Annotated in this window: 17 protein-coding genes; 9 read left to right on the top strand and 8 right to left on the bottom strand. The window is 43.7% G+C overall.

Annotated features, from left to right (window positions below):
- Window positions 1-28 precede the first annotated feature (28 nt).
- On the top strand, window positions 29-997 hold the full coding sequence (gene rnhC, locus MOX91_RS00980; protein ID WP_370396207.1) for a ribonuclease HIII: 969 nt from the start codon (window positions 29-31) through the stop codon (window positions 995-997).
- Window positions 994-1,734 carry a ribonuclease HII gene (gene rnhB / locus MOX91_RS00975; protein WP_370396206.1) on the top strand — a complete coding sequence of 247 codons (741 nt, stop codon included), beginning with the start codon at window positions 994-996 and terminating at the stop codon, window positions 1,732-1,734. Before rnhC ends, rnhB begins: the two co-directional genes overlap by 4 nt.
- Before the next feature lies 1 nt (window position 1,735).
- Here rnhB and MOX91_RS00970 read toward each other — a convergent pair whose 3' ends face one another.
- The gene (locus MOX91_RS00970) at window positions 1,736-2,662 is read right to left on the bottom strand and encodes an SdpI family protein (protein WP_370396205.1); all 927 of its coding nucleotides are present in this window, start codon (window positions 2,660-2,662) and stop codon (window positions 1,736-1,738) included.
- Between the two features lie 111 nt (window positions 2,663-2,773).
- On the opposite strand from MOX91_RS00970, the gene MOX91_RS00965 reads away from it, so the two are divergent.
- The gene (locus MOX91_RS00965) at window positions 2,774-3,775 is read left to right on the top strand and encodes an aldolase catalytic domain-containing protein (RefSeq protein WP_370396204.1); all 1,002 of its coding nucleotides are present in this window, start codon (window positions 2,774-2,776) and stop codon (window positions 3,773-3,775) included.
- Window positions 3,776-3,838: 63 nt separating this feature from the next.
- On the opposite strand, the gene folE2 is transcribed toward MOX91_RS00965, so the two are convergent.
- The 3 genes from folE2 to MOX91_RS00950 form a co-directional block, all read right to left on the bottom strand.
- A complete protein-coding gene (gene folE2 / locus MOX91_RS00960) occupies window positions 3,839-4,795 on the bottom strand; it encodes a GTP cyclohydrolase FolE2 (protein WP_370396203.1) in 957 nt (318 codons plus the stop codon).
- Between the two features lie 624 nt (window positions 4,796-5,419).
- A complete protein-coding gene (locus tag MOX91_RS00955) occupies window positions 5,420-7,153 on the bottom strand; it encodes a hypothetical protein (RefSeq protein WP_370396202.1) in 1,734 nt (577 codons plus the stop codon).
- A gap of 118 nt (window positions 7,154-7,271) precedes the next feature.
- Window positions 7,272-8,930, bottom strand: a complete 1,659-nt coding sequence (locus MOX91_RS00950) for a putative transporter (RefSeq protein ID WP_370396201.1) — start codon at window positions 8,928-8,930, stop codon at window positions 7,272-7,274.
- A gap of 177 nt (window positions 8,931-9,107) precedes the next feature.
- On the opposite strand from MOX91_RS00950, the gene MOX91_RS00945 reads away from it, so the two are divergent.
- From MOX91_RS00945 to MOX91_RS00920, 6 genes are read left to right on the top strand one after another with little or no spacing between them, the layout of a single operon-like run.
- Complete coding sequence (locus MOX91_RS00945) at window positions 9,108-9,566, top strand: methylated-DNA--[protein]-cysteine S-methyltransferase (protein WP_370396200.1); 459 nt, start codon at window positions 9,108-9,110, stop codon at window positions 9,564-9,566.
- Between the two features lie 56 nt (window positions 9,567-9,622).
- On the top strand, window positions 9,623-11,344 hold the full coding sequence (locus MOX91_RS00940) for an HAD-IIIC family phosphatase (protein WP_370396199.1): 1,722 nt from the start codon (window positions 9,623-9,625) through the stop codon (window positions 11,342-11,344).
- Window positions 11,341-11,760: a VOC family protein gene (locus MOX91_RS00935; RefSeq protein ID WP_370396198.1), complete on the top strand. Its 420-nt coding sequence runs from the start codon at window positions 11,341-11,343 to the stop codon at window positions 11,758-11,760. The genes MOX91_RS00940 and MOX91_RS00935 overlap by 4 nt, the downstream gene beginning before the upstream one ends.
- 14 nt (window positions 11,761-11,774) lie before the next feature.
- Complete coding sequence (locus tag MOX91_RS00930) at window positions 11,775-12,017, top strand: acyl carrier protein (RefSeq protein ID WP_370396197.1); 243 nt, start codon at window positions 11,775-11,777, stop codon at window positions 12,015-12,017.
- Entirely contained in the window at window positions 12,010-13,356 is a 1,347-nt protein-coding gene (locus tag MOX91_RS00925) for an O-antigen ligase family protein (RefSeq protein ID WP_370396196.1), read from the top strand. Before MOX91_RS00930 ends, MOX91_RS00925 begins: the two co-directional genes overlap by 8 nt.
- Entirely contained in the window at window positions 13,346-14,485 is a 1,140-nt protein-coding gene (locus MOX91_RS00920; RefSeq protein WP_370396195.1) for a hypothetical protein, read from the top strand. Before MOX91_RS00925 ends, MOX91_RS00920 begins: the two co-directional genes overlap by 11 nt.
- Window positions 14,486-14,488: 3 nt before the next feature.
- Here the strand turns inward: MOX91_RS00920 and MOX91_RS00915 are convergent, their stop codons facing one another.
- The 4 genes from MOX91_RS00915 to MOX91_RS00900 all read right to left on the bottom strand — a co-directional run bounded on the left by MOX91_RS00915 (window position 14,489) and on the right by MOX91_RS00900 (window position 18,258).
- A complete protein-coding gene (locus MOX91_RS00915; protein WP_370396194.1) occupies window positions 14,489-15,601 on the bottom strand; it encodes a glycosyltransferase in 1,113 nt (370 codons plus the stop codon).
- Window positions 15,602-15,663: 62 nt separating this feature from the next.
- Window positions 15,664-16,434 carry a glycosyltransferase family 2 protein gene (locus tag MOX91_RS00910; RefSeq protein WP_370396193.1) on the bottom strand — a complete coding sequence of 257 codons (771 nt, stop codon included), beginning with the start codon at window positions 16,432-16,434 and terminating at the stop codon, window positions 15,664-15,666.
- Window positions 16,435-16,439: 5 nt separating this feature from the next.
- Window positions 16,440-17,297: a polysaccharide deacetylase family protein gene (locus MOX91_RS00905; RefSeq protein WP_370396192.1), complete on the bottom strand. Its 858-nt coding sequence runs from the start codon at window positions 17,295-17,297 to the stop codon at window positions 16,440-16,442.
- Complete coding sequence (locus MOX91_RS00900) at window positions 17,287-18,258, bottom strand: hypothetical protein (RefSeq protein ID WP_370396191.1); 972 nt, start codon at window positions 18,256-18,258, stop codon at window positions 17,287-17,289. The genes MOX91_RS00905 and MOX91_RS00900 overlap by 11 nt, the downstream gene beginning before the upstream one ends.
- Window positions 18,259-18,338: the final 80 nt, after the last annotated feature.

Genomic DNA, 18,338 nt, shown 5'->3' with positions numbered 1-18,338 from the left:
TTTTTTATTTTAAGCACAATTTTTTATTATGAAAAGACCCAAAACTTACGCCGACCTCGCCGCCGAGCTGGAGCCTAAAAAAAAGACGCTCTACACCCACCCTATCGACCCTTCTCAAATGAAAAAGCTCGAAGAGTGGCTCAACTCGCACCTATGGGCTCCGTACAAGGTAAACTACGCAAAATTCGCCTACAAAAACCGCGACACAAATGTGGTGGCGTACAATTCGGGAAAACTTGTCGTGCAAGGGAAAGGAACCGAAGACTTTGTAATGTTCGTCCTCGAACCCGAAATTTTCCAAGCGGCGGAATTCGGATACGAAGAAGAACGCCACCCCGAATGGTACGAAGCCCATGCAGGCATTGACGAAAGCGGCAAGGGCGACCTCTTCGGGCCTTTGGTTTCGGCATGCGTCATCGCCGATGCGGAAGCCGTCAGAAAATGGCAGGAAGACGGACTGAAAGAATCGAAAAAAGTTTCAAGCGACAAGGCAGCCCTTGCAATGGCAAAAAAAATTCGCGACACAAAAGGCGTCGCCGTCAAGGTCAGCTACGCGAACATGGAAAAATATAACGAGCTTTACAGAAGATTTGGAAATCTCAACAAAATGCTCGCCTGGATGCACGCAAAGGCAATCGAAAACGCGCTTTTAGAACGCCAAGTGCCATGGGGAATGCTCGACCAGTTCACAAAACAGCCCTTAGTGCAAAAGCAGCTAAAAGCGGATTCCGTAAAAAATTTTGAGCTTAAAATGCAGACAAAGGCGGAAGAAGACCCCGTTGTCGCCGCCGCCTCAATAATCGCGAGGGCAACCTACATATTTGCAATGCGCAAGCTTTCAGCGGAATTTGGAGAAGATTTGATGAAGGGCGCAAGCTCAAAGACAAAGGAACAGGCTGTCGCAATCGTAAAAAAGTTCGGCAAAGAAGCCCTGCCAAAATTTGCGAAAATGCACTTTAAAACCGCGCAGGAAGCCCTGAAAGAGGCTGAAAAATGATTGGAGTTCTCGCCGAATTCGACAAGCCGTACATGCGCTCAAAACGCTTCATAGTGGGCGTTGACGAGGCGGGAAGAGGCGCGCTTGCCGGTGATGTCGTTGCGGCGGCAGTCTCAATAAGCGACAAGTTTTACGAAGACAATTCCCTTCTTAAATCGCTCGAAAAGCTAAACGATTCAAAAAAGCTTTCGGAAGAAACCCGAAAAGAGCTTTTTAAAAAGCTTTCCCATTTAAAGCAAAACGGCGTATTGGACTTTGAAGCGGGAATTGCAACGGTTGAGGAAATCGAAAAATTCAATATTTTGGGCGCAACCAAAATCGCAATGCGTCGCGCGCTCGACGCAGTGAACGTGCGCGGCAATCTTTCACTTGCAAACTCCTCGATGCCCGCAACACTCTTCGGAGAGGGAGGCTCGGATTTGAGCAGGGCGGAAGTTTTAATAGACGGAATAAAGCTTAAAAATTTTCCGTACAGGCACTTTGCAATCGTAAAGGGAGACGCTTCAAGCCTTGCAATAGCCGCTGCATCCATCGTCGCGAAAGTAACAAGAGACGAAATGATGGAAAAACTCGCGCTTAAATATCCGCGCTACGGGTTTGAAATCCACAAGGGATACGGAACGCCGCTACACTTGCAAAACATTTTAATTTACGGCGCAAGCCAAGTGCATCGCCCAAGCTTTTTAAAAAAGCTAAGAGACGAAACTCCAAAGCCAAAACAGGCGGAATTGTTTTAAGCTAACGCCTCCTCTTTTTCCTGCTCTTTTCGTTTTTTGGGATTGAGCCGATTCTTTTGCCGCGTTCGCTTGCCGCAATCAAAATCGCGATTGCCCCGAAGCTTGCGCAGTACGCCAAAAATATGCAAAGCGAAAAATCTTTCAAATCGAACGAAGGCAAACTTACGGCGCAAATCAAATAGTTTATCTGGGCTATCAAACCGCAACAAAGAGTCGCAACCGCAACCGCCGTGCAAATCGGCGCGGTTTTAAGCGAAAACGGCGCAGTTGCCCTCCCCTTAAAAAATTTTGCAAAAACCGTTCCCACAAGAACCGCAAAAACCAAGACCACACCAAACAAAGTGTTTAGCACGAAAAACAAGTCGCCGCTTGAAACCACCCCGTCCGCAACTCCTGAAGAATTTACATGGCTTACAACCTTTTGCGGCATAAAGCCCGAAACATGCCTAAACCATGCGTAAAACACAAAAATCAAGAATGCGCAAAAAAGGCAGTAAAACACGTTCACACCATTTTCTTTTGAGAATGTCAAGCCGCCGACCTTTTGAGAAAGTTTAGTTTTGGGCTGTCCGCTTTGGGGAACATCAGAGTCAAAATCCGTCAAGCCTTTCGACTTTGCCTTTTCATAATCCCTCTTGCTGAAAAAAAACAGCGCGGCAATCCCCGCCGCCAAAGAAAAAACAACCCATTCAGAATCAAGCGGCCACCCGTTTGCCGCACACGCAAACATCAGCGCACCCAATCCTGATATAGCCGCCCCACTTATTTTATTGTATTTCGACCAAAGGGCGTTGCTCGCAACGGTGTATTTCGACCTCATCCCGAAAATCGGATTTCGCGGCAAAAAATACATAAACGCTCCCGCGGTAAAAAACGTGATGCTTATAAAAATATGTATTGGAAGCAAATTGACATGCATTTTTCCCATAAAAACTTTTGAGCAAAAAAATGCAAGGGATTTTAAGGCATGGGAGCATTTATTTTTTTGTTGAAAAAGAAGGCGGAATAAATTTTCATTATAACCTTACAATCTTTTATTATGAGCGCAAAAACAAAAGAAAAACCTCAAAACTCCGCGGGAAGATGGATAGGCTACCGCAAAGAGATAAAAGTTCTCGACTGCACCATACGCGACGGCGGTCTGATGAACGACAGCAATTTTGAAGACAAAACCGTAAGGGCAGTCTATGACGCATGCACGGCGGCGGGCATAGACTATATGGAAATCGGCTACAAAAACAGCAAAAAGATTTTCGCTCCCAACAAATACGGCGCATGGCGTTCCTGCGACGAAGACGATGTGCGCAGAATTGTAGGAGACAACAAGTCGGACTTGAAGCTCTGCGCAATGGCAGACGCCGAAAAAAGCGACTACAAAACCGACATTCTCCCCAAGGAAAAAAGCCCCCTCGACATGATAAGGGTGGCGACATATATTCACCAGCTTCCCCTTGCAATCGACATGATTAAAGACGCGACAGACAAGGGCTATGAAACAACCGTAAACATCATGGCGATTTCAACCGTACGCGAGCAGGAATTGGACGAAGCCTTGGAAATGCTCTCCCAGTCTCCCGTCGGCACAATTTACTTAGTGGACAGCTTCGGCTCGCTTTACACCGAACAAATCGGCTACATGGCGCGCAAGTATTTAAAGTACGCAAGAGCCGCGGGCAAGGAAGTCGGCATTCACGCCCACAACAACATGCAGCTTGCTTTCGCAAACACCATCGAAGCCATAACAAAGGGCATAAACATGCTTGACGCCACAATGGCGGGATTGGGACGCGGCGCAGGCAACTGCCCTCTGGAACTTTTAATCGGATTTTTGCATAACCCAAAGTATATGCTCCGCCCCGTTCTCGAATGCATACAAAACGACATCGAACCTCTGCGCGAAAAGCTCGGCTGGGGCTTCGACTATCCCTACATGCTCACAGGGCTTTTGAACCGCCACCCGCGCTCGGCAATGGCGCATCAAGACAGCGAAAACAAAAAAGACATTCTTTATTTCTACGACCAGACAATGCGTGAAATATAGGAAATCCGATTGGGCACAAAAAAACCTTTATCGAAAGATAAAGGTTTTTTTATTATTTAAATTTCAGCAAACCAGAGAGCTAAAATCGTTAAAAGAGGCGTTAAAGCCGCCCGGCTTGCCCTTGCAAATTACGCTCACTGCATTGTGCGAATGCAAGCTTTCCAAGTGTATGCAAGCCGCCTCAAAATCGGCTATGCGCGAATCTTTGTCAAGCTCCGCGTAAATCAAGCGGGCGGCGTCTTCCACAAATTTTACATAAGCTCCGTTAAGCTCCGCAAACGCCTGCTCGTCCTCGCGCTTTACCATCACCTGTGTTTCGGTTTTAAGGGCGTTTAGGCAGTGCGCGTGCAAGTCCTCAATAAAAAGCGTTTCGCCCTTCGCAAGCTCGACGCTTACCCTGACCTTTGAACGCTGGGAATGCGGCACGCAGTAAATGTCGCGGTTTATGCGCGCATGCTCGCTTAGTTCAGCCGAGCATGGGCAGGCGGAGGAGTACACAAAATCAAAGTGCACCAGCCTGCGAAGCCTGTCCAGATCGTCCAGACGCGCCTCGTATGCGCAGTCGTAGTACTGCCAACCTTCAAGACCGCTGCGCAGGCTCTTCTGCTTCATCGGGTATTGAAAAGAAATCTTTATGCCCGCGCGGGAAGTTGAAACCTGCTTTTTCATCGCGCGCAAAATCTCCGACAATATTTCGGGCGAAAACACCCTTTCCTTAAAATCGTAAAACGTGCGCATTATGCGCGACATGTTTATGCCCTTTGAATTTGAGGCGAGCGAAACAGTGCCCGTCACCGAAGCTTGAAGCTCGCGCACTTCGCAGTCTTTTGAAATGAATTTCAGGGGAAGCTTGAAGTTGTGCATTCCGACCTGCATAATGGGAACATTCGCGCCCTTTATTTGCGAAGAATCCGCGTTTTGCATGTCGGGCAGGGACGAACTGCCGCAATTTGCGGCGACGCCGTAAAAATCTTTCGGAGACACAAGGTTTATCGAATTGTCTTTTTTGTCTTTCATCATCTTAAAACCGCCGCTTTTTTTATTCACGCGAAAACCGATTATTTTAAAAGGTAATTTTTATGCGTCTAAAAACGCGCCTTGTCGAGACTATTTTTATATCGGCAACTTCAAAACGATTTTTATGAGAACAAAAAATACTGTTTTTTCAGAAATCGCCTACATTCTTAAACTAAAAGAGAAAGTATTTTAACTGCCTAAACAATGAAACATACCATCTAATTTTCTCCTGCCACTTGCAATTCTACGGCAAGTTACAGATTCGACAAGAAACAAAAAACTGCCGTAAAAGTACACATTACAAATCTACGACAATTATTTTATGAAGCGAAACACAAACCAAATTTAACGTCTACAACTCTAAATATTTTGCGTCAAATTGCGGCTTAGACGAGCATTTACAAAAAAACTGCGATAGGAGCGTACATAAACGTACGTGACTATTGCAGTTTTTTTAGTGAAGCGGAGAAACATAATTTCACGCCTCTTTTATTTATTATTTTGCATCAAATCAGGGGTCAGACGAGCATTCCGAAAAAAATTGCAGTAGGAGTGTACATAAACGTACGTGACTATTGCAGTTTTTTTAGTGAAGCGGAGTATAAGCCGCAATTTCACGCAAAATAATTATGCTTCGGCAAACGTTATGTCAGGCTGGAAAGAAACAGTCAAACGATACTGCATTCCTGGACGCATAACCATCGGATGCTTCCTTTCAAGAATTTGCAGATAGTGGATATTGCCCCAGAAAGTACGGTATGCGGGATCTTCCGTCACCACCTGCGTGTCTATCCATTCCGCCTGGAAATCGTCTTTTTCAACACCTATGCCCAAGCCGTTTTCGCCGATTGCGTAGGTTGTGGGGACATGGTATTCGCTGTGCGGAGAAGCAATGGCGACCACAAAACGCATTGAATCAAGCTTGACTTGCTGTTTTACGGAATAGATGAAGTCGGCAGTTATTTTGTCGCCCGAAAAAGTCCAGTTGACCTTGCAAGAGCCGATGCCGTTTAAAATTTCGCCGTCGGAAGAAATAAGCTCCGGCTGTTCGTATCTGAAAAAGTACGAATTGCGCAATCCGATGCCCGTTGTGCAACGCTTGCCGTAATAAGAAGGTACAGTCTTTTTGCCGTCAAAAACGAGTTCGGGAACAAGAATCGGCATATAACGGTCGGCGGGCCAGTCGAAAATGCCCGTCATGTGAGGGAACGCAAGCGATGAAGAGGTGTTTGAAACTCCCGGAGAAATCAGCGGGAGATGCAAATGCATTCCGCTTTCTGCATTGTGGTAAATGAATATGCCCTGCTCTTTTTTCTGCGATGAGTCAAAAGAAACATATTTTCCGAAGCTCTTTACCAAGCGGGGCTTTACCTGCAACGGGCGCGCAACGCATTTTGCAAGGCGCGACCACTGGCACAAGTAGCGTGCGGCGTCAAAATTAACCATTCTGGTTGAAGAGGAATCGGAAGTGCGCTCCGCGTCGCGGACGACCATATAGCCGTTTTCCTGGTCGAGGTAGGTCATGAAGAAGAACTGGAAGAGGCGGCGGAGAATATCCATGTAGTCCGCCATTTTTTCTTCCGCAATCCAGCCGTCGCGCATTGCCTGCAAAATCATCGAAATGCAGTACATCTGGCTGTACGCTCCAAGCCCCCTGCCGAACGCCCAACCAAGCCCGTCGGCTCTCACAATGTCGGGAAGAAGCTTTAAGTATTTTTCGGCGAAAGTGCGCAAAGACGGAATTTTACGGTCGCGCAAATGTATGTTTGCATGGAGCTGTAAAGCCTGGCGGATAAACACAAAAGACGATATTCCTGCCAAGTCGAAAACGCCTGTAATTCGGTCTTCAACCTTGTCGTCAAAATAGTTTGCGGAAGAAGTCGCCTGTATGCGCTCCAAAAACCTGTCAATCAGCTTGCCCGTTTCGTCCTTTTTGCTAAGCCCCATCGAAAAGCGGGCAACCGCCTTTGCGATGTTGAAAATCTGGTAGGAATTTTCGTAGTCGGTACGCGCCAAAAGCTGGCGGTCCAAAACCTTGCGAGTTTCTTCCGAAAGCTTTTCCCAGACAGGATTGCGGTCTTTGGCGGGCCCGAAAGAAAGAAGACCGAGCGCGGAGTAGCCTATGCCGTTTTCGGCGTCGGAATCGGAAAACGCCTGGGAAGTAATGCAGCGGGAGGCGAGATCAACAATATCAAAGCCGTTAAAATTGGTTTCGCCCGTAGCCCTGTAAAATTCGCCGAGGGCGAAAGCCGCATGCCCCTGTTCATCGGGGGACGAAGTTTCCCCGTCGAGGGGAGATATTGTGCCGTCTTCATTGACGGATTCCAAGTTGCGGCCCAAAATAGCGCGGGCCATGTCCATACATTGTTCTGAAAAATTTAGCATATTTTCCGATAATTGCTCACTAAAAAGAAAATAAACATAATCCTACATTCCCAATTATTGTCAAATATAAAATTGGATTAAAAGATTGCCGCGATTATAAAAAGAATATGATTAAGAGCTGGGCGGACAACACCCTCAAAAACATCGAAAGCGGATATACCGTTGAATAGCCGACGGCGGGCAAGTCGTTGGGAGACGCCGCGTTTGAGTAGGCAAGCGCGGGAGGATTTGTCGTAGAACCTGAAATCACGCCCATCAAAGTGAAATAATCGAGCCTGAAAAACAGCCTGCCCAAAAATGCCGCCGTCATTACGGGGATAACGGTAATCATCGCGCCATAGGCAATCCACTTGTAGCCGCCGTTCAAGACAGTGTCCAAAAATCCTTCGCCTGCGCCGAGACCGACACCCGCCAAAAAGAGAGCAATGCCAAATTCCCTTATCATCAAATTTGCGCTGACGGTGGTGTATGTGGCAAGATTTAGCTTGTAGCCAAACCTTCCAAGCAAAATGGCGACAACCAATGGCCCGCCCGCCAAGCCCAGCTTGACAGCCTGGGGAATGCCCGGGAAGTGGAACGGAATCGAGCCGACAAAAACTCCGAGGAAAATCCCCAAAAAAATCGGGACAATGTTCGGATGGCGGAGATTTGTCATGGAATTGCCCAATTTTTTTTCAATGTTGTTGATTGCCGATTCACTGCCGACAATAGTCACGCGGTCGCCTATTTGAAGGCTTAAATCGCGGTGCGCGACAAGGTCGATGCCCGCGCGGTTTACCCTTGTAATATTAAAGCCCAAGCCGTCGTACAAGCCGAGCCTGTACAAAGTTTTTCCGTTTACGGAAGCGTTCGTGACCATAATTCGGCGCGCCGCCATGTAGGCTTTCAGCCTGTCCCATGACATGTCTATTTTTTCGCCGATAAACGCCTCTACCGCCTTTACGTCTCGCTTTGCGGTGATAACCAAAATCTTGTCGTTCAAAGTCAAAACAGAATCGGGGCTCGGCACGACAATTTCCCCGTCCGCGCCGCAAATTCGCGATATTACAAAGTTCTTTGAAATCAAATCGCGGAGTTCGTGTATGTGCTTCCCGTCGATTGCGGGATTTTTGACGACCAATGAAATTCTCTGGGCGTCAACGGCGTCCTGAGAGCTTTTCGCAAGGCTTGCGTTTTCTTTTTCGATGTTGATTTTAAAAATGAATTTTATGAGAAGAAGAGAGCCTATAACGCCCATTACGCCAAGCGGATAGGCAACCGCATAGCCCATCGATATGGCGGACGGATTGCCCTGCGGATTAAGCTCTGCGAAAGTCTGCGTTGCGGCGCCAAGCCCCGGAGTGTTTGTAACCGCGCCGGACATAATGCCGACCATTGTTTCAATGGGAAGCCCCGTAATGAATTTTAGCGCAATGCAAGTCAAAACGCCCATTGCGACAAGAAAAACCGCAACAGCGTTCATTTTCAGCCCGCCCTCTTTAAAAGACGAGAAAAAGCTCGGACCAACCTGCAAACCTATCGCAAAAACAAACAATATCAAACCGAATTCCTTGGCAAAATTCAAAACATTGTGCTCTATGCGCATTCCGAAATGGCTCGCGACTATGCCCACAAACAAAGCCATCGTAACCCCGAGAGAAATCCCCCCCACTTTAAACTTTCCCAGCGCGACGCCCAAAAAGATGACAAGCGCCAAAACTGCCACGCTGTGCGCAATTCCCGTTCCGAAAAACAAATTTTGAATCCAGTCCATATTTATGCCAAAAATACTTTCTATAAAAAAGTTTTAAATAAAGTACCCAAAAGGCAGTTGGCGCAAGCCTATTTTTTCAAAAATTTTAGCATTAAAAGAATAAAACGGGCGCGGCGGCAAAATTTAGTTTGGACAAAACAAAGAATTTCTGCAATTTTATAAATAATTGACATTCATATGAAATCCGCACGCGACACAATTTTGGGAAAAATCATAATAGAAGAAGAAAACGGCTTCATCACAAGGCTGTCTTTCTGCCCGAAAGATTTTGTCGCGCCCGCCGTACAAAAGAGCGAAACCATTGAAAAAGCCTTTGAGGAGCTTTTCCAATATTTAGACGGCAAAAGGCAAAAATTTACCGTGCCGATAAATCCGAAAGGCACGCCCTTTCAAAAAAGCGTGTGGAAAAATCTCTTAAAAATTCCGTACGGCAAAACGGCGACATACAAGGACATCGCAATAGCGTGCGGGAACTCAAAAGCAGTGCGGGCTGTCGGAATGGCAAACAACAAAAACCCAATCGCGATAATCATTCCCTGCCACAGGGTTGTCGGCTCAAACGGGAAACTTTACGGATACGCTTCGGGAACACAAATAAAAGAGGCTCTCTTAAAAATAGAGAATGCTCGATTTTAATATTGTAATTTCTATGCAGTTTAATAAGGTCTTTTATTGATTTTTTTAATAAAATTATGACTTTTAATGAATTAAAAAAGCTTTCCAAAAAGCCCGTAAACGGCGGCATAAAATTAAAAGCCGCCCTGCTTGGAGATACAGCCACCCAATTCATGGCGGCGGCATTAAAAGGTACTGCCGTGAAATTCGGCTTTGATTTGGAATTGTTTGAGGCAGACTTTAACCAAGTTGAAAACTTGCTTTCATCTCAAAACTCTGCATTGAATGAATTTGGAGCGGATTTTATAATTGTTTACCAGTCGTCGAGAAAACTCCTTGAAAAGCATTTGCGCCTTGACTTCAATTCGCAAAAAAATCTGGCGGAAGAAAGGGTGAAATTTTTAAAAACCGCCTGCGAAAATTTCCCGAAACAAAAAATCATTTGCCTAAACTATCTTGAAATTGACGACGGAATATTCGGCTCGTACGCGAACAAGGTAGAGGCGTCTTTCATAAACCAAGTACGCAAGCTGAATTTGTCGCTTGCAAAACTCGCGCAGGAAACGCCGAATTTTTATGTTTGCGACATTGCCCTTCTCCAACAAAAAATAGTTTCGACTTTCAGCCCGTCTTTATACGCGAATGCCGAAATCGATATTTCGCCTGACGCCCTGCCCGATGTCGCGGAAAGAGTGTTTGCGATAATAAAAGCTACAATCGGCATTGCAAAAAAATGCCTCGTGCTTGATCTCGACAATACACTGTGGGGCGGAATTGTAGGAGACGACGGCGTCGAAAATTTGCAAATCGGGCACGGACTTGGCATCGGTAAAGTTTTTACCAACATTCAGCTTTGGTGCAAAAAGCTCAAAGAGCGCGGCATAATTTTGGCAGTATGCTCAAAAAATGAACTCGAAAACGCAAAAGCCCCGTTTTTAAACCATCCCGAGATGGAGCTTAAACTTGAAGATTTTTCGGCATTTTACGCGAATTGGAAGCCCAAAAGCCAAAACATTGCAGATATAGCAAAAGAGCTTAACATAGGATTAGACAGCATCGTCTTTTTGGACGATTCCCCGTCTGAACGCGCGCAAGTGCGCAATGATTTGCCCATGGTATGCGTTCCCGAACTGCCTCCCGACCCCGCTTTATATTTAGACTTTTTGGCAAGCCAAAATATTTTTGAAACCGCAAACTTTTCGGAAGCAGACGCAGAGCGCGCGTTGTTTTACAAAAACGAAAGCCTGCGCAAGGAAATGCGCACCAATTTCGACAGCCAAGACGACTTCTTAAAAAGCCTTGAAATGCGCGGTAAAGTTGAAAACTTCAACAATTTCAATTCTCCGAGAGTTGCGCAGTTGCTCTCGCGCACAAACCAGTTTAATTTGCGCACCATACGCCACAGCCTAAACGACGTCTTAAATTTTGCAAGCGACGACGGCTTCAAGACATTCGCAATATCTTTAACCGACAACATCGGCTCAAGCGGAATTGTCGCCGTCATAATATTGAAGAAAATTTCAGAAAGCGAAATTTTTATCGATACATGGGCAATGTCGTGCCGCGCATTCCAAAGGGGGCTTGAATTTTTCTCCTTCAACCAAATTTTGGAATTTGCAAAACAAGCGGGCTTCAAGAAAATTTCCGCAGAATATATCCCCACCGCAAAAAATAAAATAACGGAAAATTTCTACGAAGAACTCGGTTTTAATCTTACAAACTCAACTGATGGCAAAAAGAGCTATATCTTAGACGCGGATAAAGCCAAAACATTTAAAACTTTCATAGAAAAAGAATGAAACTGCACCACATAGGAATTGCGACTTCCGATATCGATGCGACTGCAAATAGCTATTGCAAGCCGCTCGGCTATAAAGCCATATCAGAAAAAATAGAAGATAAAGTCCAGCGGGCAATCGTGCAGTTTTTTAAAATCGACGGGACAAATTCCTACATAGAGCTTGTGCAAGGCAACTCAGAAAGCAGTCCCCTTTCAAAATTTGTTAAAAACGGCGCAAAACAGCATCATCTTTGCTTCCAAACTTCCGACATTTCAGCCGACCTTGCAAACTTGCGCGAAAACGGGTTCTTCATTATTTGCGAGCCCGTCCCTGCAACTGCCTTTAACGGCAGAAAAATAGCATGGGCAATGAACGCCGAAAGATGCTTGGTTGAGCTCGTCGAAGAAAAACAAGGCGACATTCTTTCAATTTAACAACATAATAAATCATGACAGAAACAGAAATTTTATCTAAAATACAAACCGTATTTGCTGAAATATTAGATGACGAAAATATCGCCATCACAAAAGAATCAAGCCCTGAAACAGTCGAAGGCTGGGATTCTTTCGCGCTTGTGCAAATTATACTCTCTCTTGAAAAATCTTTCGGCATAAAGTTTAAATCAGAAGAAATATTCGAATGGAAAAATGTCGGCGACATTGTAAATTCGGTATCCAAAAAAGTTGAATAAATTTTCAATACAGAGATTTGCGCAAATTTCAATTTTGTCCGCAGTGTTTTTTGCGGTCTGGTCAACATCGGGAACGCGTCCCTTGGCGGGTTCTGTGATGCTTGGTATTTCCGCGCTCGCCTTTGTTTTCTCGATTTTAAATTGGGGCTTCAAAGAAAATTCAAAACTTTCCGACATAGCAAAAAATCCGTTTCTGCTTGGCGGGGGAATTTTGGTTTTGCTTGGAATAATTCAAGTTTTAAATCCCCACACCATCGCATACGACGCCGACGGATATTTGCACGCAAGAAGTATCGAATATATAAAATGGATTCCGAGCGGAATTAAGGCTGACGCGGAAGTTTACGGCAGCGCAAAGGCAGTCGCGGAGTTGCTTACCGCCTACTTTTTTGCAAGTGCATTGTTTTTTCACTCAAAAAACGCAAAATTTTGCAAATTCCTGCTAAAATTTTTCGCGCTTAACATTGCCGCAATGTCGATTTTTACAATCGCGCAAAAAATTCTAAACGCGCAAGCCGTATATTTTTTCTTTTCGACTGACTCTCAATTTTACGGGCCTTACTACTATTCAAACGCAACGTGCGCCGCAATATTTCTGGGGCTTTGCGCAACAGCCGCCTCTTTTTGCTTAGATTTTGACACAGCAAAAAGCTTTAAGAAAAAGATGATCTCATTCTTATGGATTTTCCCCGCAATTCCGCAAACTGCCGCAATCTTTATTTCTACAAGCGTGGGAAGCAAAATGTCGGTTTTGATTTTTTCCGCACTGCTGATTTTGTTTGCAATCTTTGTTTTTCTAAAAAAGAGAATAGGAAATGCAAAAACGCTTTCCGCGATTTTTGCCATAATTATCATATCCGCCTTCCCCACCTTCAATGTGGCAAAAAGCAGTTATGAAAGTTTAAGCCCGACAAAAAAGGCTTCCGTAATCGGGCGCGCCGAACTTGCATATGTCGCAAAAGACGTATTTTTGAAAGCTCCGATTTTCGGAAGCGGGGCGGATTCTTTCGGCTATTCGGCGTCAAAAGTGGAAATGAAAAAAACATTCGGAAATCTATTCTTAAATTCCGCCCACAATTCGATTTTAAACTACGCCTGCGAATACGGCATTGCGGGAATTGCCGCAATATTTGCAGTGTTTTTCTTATGGGCAAAAAGGCTTTTTGCAAGGCGCAAAATTTTGCAGACGGCAAACATTATATGCCTTATGGGGCTTATCGTCTCCACTTTTCATTCGATGTTTGACATATTTTTGCAAATACCCTCAACAATGGTTTTTTACGCGCTTATAATGACGCTTTCAGCAAGCATTTTAAAGGAGGCAAAAGATGAAGCCTAAAAAAATCGCTTCAATTATCTTTGCTGTTTTCGCGCTTGCGCTTGCGGCGGCATTCGGGCTTTTCCCGTTTTTGGAGCATAAAATAAACTGGGATTATGTGGCGGCAAAATTCGCGACAAAAGCAGCAGATGCGGGATGTCTTGATTTGGCTGAAAAAATTTCAAGCGAAGTCAAATTTAAGCCGTTTTTAAACAAGGCAAACGCGCACATCGCGCTTTATAAATTGCAAAATGAAGGGGAAAAATCCGCAGCCGACTTCATAAAAACCTGCGGCAAGAATTTCGACTTTGAAGAATACAATGCAAGAAGACTGATTTTCGATATTTCAAACGAGCCTGATTTTGCCGCGGGTCTTTTGAAAATAAAATATGAAAGCCAAATAAATTCTTTAAAAAACCCGTTTTTAAAAGCAGTGGCACTTTACAACATGTCGTTGAAGTCAAAACCAAAAGATGCCTCAACATACGCAAATGATGCCTTCAAAATTCTAAAAGAGCTGCCAAAATCGGAAGACTTGACATTGACCTGCATTGAAATTTCAAAACTCGCCCTCGACGCAAAGCGTCCCAAAGATTTTTTCGAATCATTAAAGCATTGCCAAAGAAACCCTCATTACTACACCGCGCTTTTTAAATTTTTAAGAGATAAAAAATTTAGAGAATACAGTTGGAAAAATAACCGTTATGACTGGTCGTTCAGAGCGGTGGAAGTACGGCTTGAAATGTTTCGGGGAAATCCCAAACCTCCCATTGAAATGGGCAAACAAATGACATATGCCCTCACAAATTCCGAATACAACGGAATAACCGGAGATTACAAATATTTCAACCTGCCCCTTGTAGCTGACATAGCTTTTATATGCGAAAAAGAAGATTTAGTTAATGCCTATAAGAATATCTGCATTTCGCCCGAAACACTGAAACTTATGCAAGGCTCAAAGCTCGGCTACTTAAAAAATGCCGCCATATTTTTCACGGATACAAATGACATTGACCTTGCGCTAAAACTTGCAGGATTGTCAGAAAACAAACATCAAAAACTGCGCATTTTAAATTCAATCGCAGTTCAAATGCCCCCCGAAAGCGAATTTGTCGAAAAGTTTTTCCGCGCGCTAATTTCGGAAAAATAAAAATTACCATACCTTGTCCAACATATCGGCGTATTCGCCGTCTCCTAAAAGATAGTGGGACTTGTCGAGATTTTTCAAATTATCACGCCATCTTTCCAAGTCCTGCACCGTGATTTTTTTCAGTTTTTCAATGGATTTTTCAGGAGAGTAAATATCGATGCTAATCCCGATATCATGCCGCAAGACAAAATCTTCGTGCGCAGTTCCCTTCTGGACGACAACGGGAACACCCATCATCAAAGCTTCGTAAAAACGGTTAGTCATCTGCCACTCGAAATTTGTTTCGGGCGCAAACGAATGTATCATCCAAGAAATGTCGATTTGGGAAAACATTGACGGAATGTCGTCGGGGTTTTTGTATTTACCGCCGTACACCAAATTCGTGACGCATGATACAAGTTCCGCCTCCTTGCCCTCTCTTCCAATAAGCCCCCTTACAAGAGTTTTTATCCCCGATTTTGCCGCCTGCTTTATAAAAGAAAAAGCGTCCATATAAATGAGCACGCCGAAATACCCGAATACAAAATCTCCGCTTGGTACAGGCTTCGGAGTGTAATTTTTCAAAATGAAATCAGCATAACCGCGGTGTATTTTGTTTTCAATCACAGCGTATTTTTTTACGTCAAGCCCAAGCATTTTGCCAAAGTATTCCGTGCGGAAAAGCGGACTTGTGAAAACAACCATATCGGAATTTTTCGCAATCGTTTTTTCGATGAAACGCACAATTTTAGGGAAAATTCCCCTTTTTCTTGTAGCGACAGGGTGCACATCGCTATATCCGTAAATAAATTTCTTTCCGCGCAAAGATTTAGCCGCCAAAAAAGAGATAAACGCAGTGTCAACGCTCCAAGAAAAAACCGCATCGCAATTTTTCATCATATTTCGGATTTTGAAAAACATCTTGGGATAAAGCGCAAGACGAGAAAAATACGAAGCTGAAACCACGCTCCCCAACAGGGTCCTGTTTTCAGATACGGGCAATTCCTTTCGCGAAACGCCTGCAACCAAAACTTCGGCAACATTTCTGCCGCTTTTTAGCCCCTTTTCGATTTTATCCGTAAGGTGGTCTGAAATAGACGGGGAAACAAGCAATATTCTTTTGGAGTTATCAGGCATATTTGGGAAAAGTTTTATTTTTTATAAATTTTTTAGACAATAAAATTATTTAAATTTCAAAACTATTTTATGCCCAACTTTAACTTCAATACATTTAAAACTTTCGGAATGACTTTCCGCGGCAGACAAGTCAAGGGAATAGACATTCCATTCATTTTAAACGCACGAATAATTTCCAAATTGCTTTTGATATGCCCTGAAAATTTTGTGCTTACCCCTCCCGCTCTTTGCAATGTCAAAACCTTGTCGATGAATTTTGTGGAAATCTTTTCCTTTTCTATGAAGCGCAACATAAGCTCAAAGTCAGCGGCAATCTTTAACTCTTCATTGTAGTAGCCGAGATTTCTATAACAATTTGTTTTTACATAAAAAGTGGGATGGGCAGGATGCCAACCCCTGAAAAACGCACCATCTTTGTACGGCCCTGAATTGCTGATTCTAAGGACTTTTGAAGTGTCAATCTGATCCACAATATACAACTTTCCAAATACGCAATCGGCATTGGATTCTTCAAAAGCATCAGAAATTGCCTTTAACGCCATAGAATCGCCAAAAACATCATCGGAATTCAAAAGCCCCACGGCGTCTCCCGTCGCCATTTTAATGCCCTTGTTCATTGCATTATAAATTCCCGTGTCTTTTTCACTGACATACCTTAGCCTGCCATTGTACATTGGCTCGCACTCTTTTACTATCTGCATTGTCTCGTCGGAGGAAAGACCGTCAACAATGATATGCTCAAAATCTTGATGCGTCTGCGAAAGTACGCTTTTAATATTGTCGCGCAAAGTTTTTGCGCTGTTGAAAGTGGCAGTTACAATAGAAATTTTCATAAGCATTAAAAAGAAATTTTAGAAGCGGACGCCCAATTTATTTTTGCATCGGCAGTCGGAATGTCTGTAAAGTTAAAATCTTTCACAAATGCGCGCAGCTTGCTTTCAGCCGTTGACAAACCGCAATAGCTTTTAAAACGCCTTACGGGACTTAATCCTTTTAAAACGGGTTGCCCTGCGTCCAAGTCGCGCGGATGTATGTAAGACATGTTGTAAGCAGACTGCCTTGCCCACTTTCTAACAAGGAAATACGGGCAAAGCCTGAAATATCCGCCGCCTGAAAAAATTAAACGTTTCCCCAAAACATTTTTTACAGAAACCGGGAACTCTTTGATCTCTCCATTTTCCGTTTTGACGATAAAAGGCCTATCTACCCCTTCCACGGGCATGCCGCCATGCGCATGCTTTGACGGGAAAACGGAGCAATCGTATTTTATGCCGTATTTTTGCAGAACATCAAAAGCCCAGGCTTCGGAATTCCTAATTGAAAACCCGGGCGCGCGAAAAGCATTCACGGGCTTTCCCGCAATGTCTTCCAAAATTTTTATGCCAAATTCAACGTCTTTTTCAAATTCAGACTTGGATTGCTGCCAAACAAGCTGATGATTCATCGTGTGCGTGCCGACATGATATTTCTCGGAGATTTTTTTAACTATCTCAGGATACTTTTTGGCAATCCAGCCTATGATGAAAAACGACGCCTTTGCGCCTGATTCTTCCAAAATATCAAGTATTCTATCAACATTTTTATGAATGCGCACTTCATAGTTGCTCCATTTGTCTTCCGTGCGGGTATCATCATAGTCGAGAAGATGAAACCACTCTTCAATGTCGAAAGTCAAAACGTTTAAATTATCTGACATCATAATTTACGAGGCTGAAATCCCAATTATTTATGTCTGAAGCATCGGCATATTTTCCATTTCCTCCGATTGCGTCAAAAATTAAAGGCAATTTTTTTGGTTCAAATTTTTTCGGAACTTTAAAAAGCGAAGTCCGCGCAAAGCCGATTTTGCCGACATAAATAATAATATCCGGTTTTTCGGATTTTGAAATTTCTCCGACTGCGAAATTTAGCGCAGAGTGCTTAAATATTTTATTTTTTGCGGCATAAAATAAATATGCGGTTTTTATGCCGCCTTCATTTTCAATTTTATAGAAAAATTCGTACTCTTTGAAAGCAACGCGCTTGTATGCACTTGGCGGAAGCCTCTTTGAAAGAAATTCATCGTCAATCAGAGGCTCGTATTTATATTTTGGTTGCGCTGCGTCGATTGCGCACGCAATAATTTTCGACACTAAAATCGCGCCTTTGGAAAAAACGCGGGAAAATGCGTTAAGCCATTTATGTTTGCCTAAAACAGAACCTATGTTAAGTGGCAAAATCCAAAAATTTAAATCTCCTGCATCTTTAAATCCTGCAATATTCTTCCAATATGAATAGGAGTTCACGTTGGGAACTGCAACCACCATGGATACATTCTCCTTAATCATGGCCTCCTTCAAGGAAGCGTACATTTGTGAAAGCACAAAAGGATTTTTCCTGTAATCTTTAAGGATAAACGCATCAACCAAAACCGCCATCTTCACTTTTTCGCCGTCAGCGGAAAAATTTGCGGGCAAAGCGGAACAAGCCCCCGCAACGATATTCTTTTCTTCATCCACATAAAAGGCATGCCAGGATGTACCCTCAGAAGTGCTTTCGTATTTGTTTTTAAAAAAATCCAAAGAGAAATTTTTTTCAAATACGGAATTAAAACCTTCTACATAAGACTTCCAAATGCCGTTATTTACGGATTTTGTGTTTAAGATCAATATTTTCATTATAGTCAGTAAAAAACATCTATTTAATGACTTTCAAAGTCAAGTAGATTTTATATATTGTACAACGCCTATACGAACAC

Source organism: Intestinicryptomonas porci (assembly GCF_033971905.1).
GTDB lineage: Bacteria > Verrucomicrobiota > Verrucomicrobiia > Opitutales > Intestinicryptomonadaceae > Intestinicryptomonas > Intestinicryptomonas porci.
The sequence above is the reverse complement of the archived record's forward strand: the minus strand, read 5'-3'. Positions and strand labels throughout refer to the sequence as shown.